The organism is Clostridium sp. Cult2 (assembly GCF_021655075.1).
GTDB lineage: Bacteria > Bacillota > Clostridia > Tissierellales > Tepidimicrobiaceae > Schnuerera.
In genome coordinates, this window is record NZ_PPXX01000057.1 from 1 (window position 1) to 2,218 (window position 2,218).

At 31.7% G+C, this 2,218-nt stretch carries 3 protein-coding genes; 2 read left to right on the forward strand and 1 reads right to left on the reverse strand.

Annotated elements, in window-relative coordinates; translation table 11 throughout:
• Window positions 1-256 precede the first annotated feature (256 nt).
• A complete protein-coding gene (locus C3E90_RS06485; RefSeq protein WP_236914850.1) occupies window positions 257-406 on the forward strand; it encodes a hypothetical protein in 150 nt (49 codons plus the stop codon).
• Between the two features lie 151 nt (window positions 407-557).
• A complete protein-coding gene (locus C3E90_RS06490; RefSeq protein ID WP_336513013.1) occupies window positions 558-857 on the forward strand; it encodes a hypothetical protein in 300 nt (99 codons plus the stop codon).
• A gap of 316 nt (window positions 858-1,173) precedes the next feature.
• Here the strand turns inward: C3E90_RS06490 and C3E90_RS06495 are convergent.
• On the reverse strand, window positions 1,174-2,218 hold a 1,045-nt coding region (locus tag C3E90_RS06495; protein ID WP_236914851.1), incomplete at its 5' end, for an IS110 family transposase.

Genomic DNA, 2,218 nt, shown 5'->3' on the forward strand with positions numbered 1-2,218 from the left:
ATCAGAGAAGTTATATACGAAAAAAGCAAAGGAAATTAGTATTGATAGATTAAACTTTATGAATGAATTTTTTAATAGATTGAGTATGGAAATAGAAGGAATGAGGTTGGTTTAGTGTCAAAAATAAGCTACCAGTAAACAAAATATTGATGTAAAGGAGTTTGGCTTAAGGGACTAATTCAGAGATGTGGCAAATATAAGAGCTATAGATATGAATAAAATGCAGATATAGGTTAATAAATTTAGGGGGATAATTATGTGTAAAGTAGAAAAGATAATTAATTATGAAGAAAATAAAAATTGGGGAGATGGTTTTTCTCATTTAGGCTTCCATGACTATTTTGGCAATCAACATGGACTTGATTATGATAATAATTGTATATTCCCGAATGTGATGGAGATTTAATTATCTTAAAGAAAGACAACAAATAAATTGTATTAACTGATTAAGGAGAGATTTATTATGAAGAAAAAATATACAGAAATAAATTCTAAAACTATTGACAAATGGATTGAAGAAGGAATGTTATAGAGTGTTAAGGAAAGGAGGGATTCTATTGGCAGGATTAGATAATGGAATTAATTATATTTTCAATGATGATGAAACAACGGTAACATATAAACTGCCATTTAACCCTCTAAAGGATAGACAACTATATGAGATGTCAATAAAAAATGATTGGGGAATTCAGTTTTCCCATACCATTGAAGAACAAATTGGTGGACAGTTAAAAGCAGGCTTCATACTTACCGATTTATATGAGGATACAAATGGCGTAGGTAGACTTCATGAATTCAATGTTCCAACATTTTATGCCACAAGGGCAATTAAAAAGAATGGACAAGGGGACAGGTAGTTTGTCCACTTTTCTGGACAAGGGGACAGGTAGTTTGTCCACTTTTCTATTAAAGCATATTAAAATTCCACCAAGGTAGAGAAGATCCTTCTCTGCCTTTTTTAAATTTAATAATTCTCATACTTGCCTAAACAATCTGTATATTTTATAATACATTTAAGAACGTTAGTTCCTAAATGTATTATTATTTAATAGTCCAGCTAAGAATTGTCAATAAGTAATTAAAAAATATTTGATAACCAGTTGGATTAAAAAAGGGTAACTTTAATAAGCCTTTTAAAGGGTTATCAAAAAAAGAAATTTAAATGGAATTACACTATGCAGCGATGTCGCATTTCGCTTTTAAGTAATTCGTTTGGTGTTCTTCTGGTGTGATGATTTTAAATTCTTTTTCATCACGAAGTATTGCAAATACAATATTGCAAACCTTATGCATAATGGCACCAAGGGCAACCATTTTAGGTTTTGACTGGCATTTCTTTAAATAGTAATCACGTAGCACTGGGTTTTTAGCTGAACCGTCCTTATTTCTACTAATACTAATTAAGGACATAGTATGGATAACCCTTCTAGCAATACGAGAACCACGTTTGGACATAGATATTTTAGTACCCTCAAAGTTACCTGATTGGTTTACTGCAGGATCTAGGCCAAAGTAAGCAAAGAGTTGTTTAGGGGATCGAAATGCTGAAAAATCTCCGATTTCACACATTAGGCTTACGGCTGAAAGGAATCCTGCACCTTTAAAAGATTCAAGAAGATGTATTTGTTTTACAAAGTCTGTATCTTCGTTGGAATCTACTAATTCATGCATATCAGAAAGTATAGCTGAGATTTCCTCATCATATTGTCTGATAAATCGGATATATAGAAGAATACGCTTAAAATTACTGTTTACAGAATAACCAAAAGCCTTTGCATTATTTGCAGCTTTAATAATTGCATTATACTTCTTTTCAGCATAAGCAATGCCAAAACGAGCAGTAGAGCGTATAGAGGCAATTATTTCATCTTTTGAAGCATTTAGAAATGCATCTGGGGAAGTATATTTCTCCAACAAGGTTAAAGCGGTATTTACAGTAATTTTAGAGAAAATCTTTAAATACTGTGGAAATACCATTCGTAGTTCACCTTGAAGCTTATTAACATAAGTAGACCGATTATCCATTAGATCATAGTACTCCCTTGAAAGGTTCCTTAAATCAAGAACAAGATCTGATGGAATGAGTGAAACCTTTAAATTTGGTTTCAACCCGAGCAGGGCAACTTTTTGTGAATCAAATTTATCATTATGGACTTTCCTAATATTAATATTTGTGCTATTCTTAGTGATGATAGGATTAATGATGGATACCAAAAAT

Coding starts and splice junctions, on each gene's coding strand:
- C3E90_RS06485 (WP_236914850.1), top strand. CDS start 257: ATGTGTAAAGTAGAAAAGATAATTAATTATGAAGAAAATAAAAATTGG.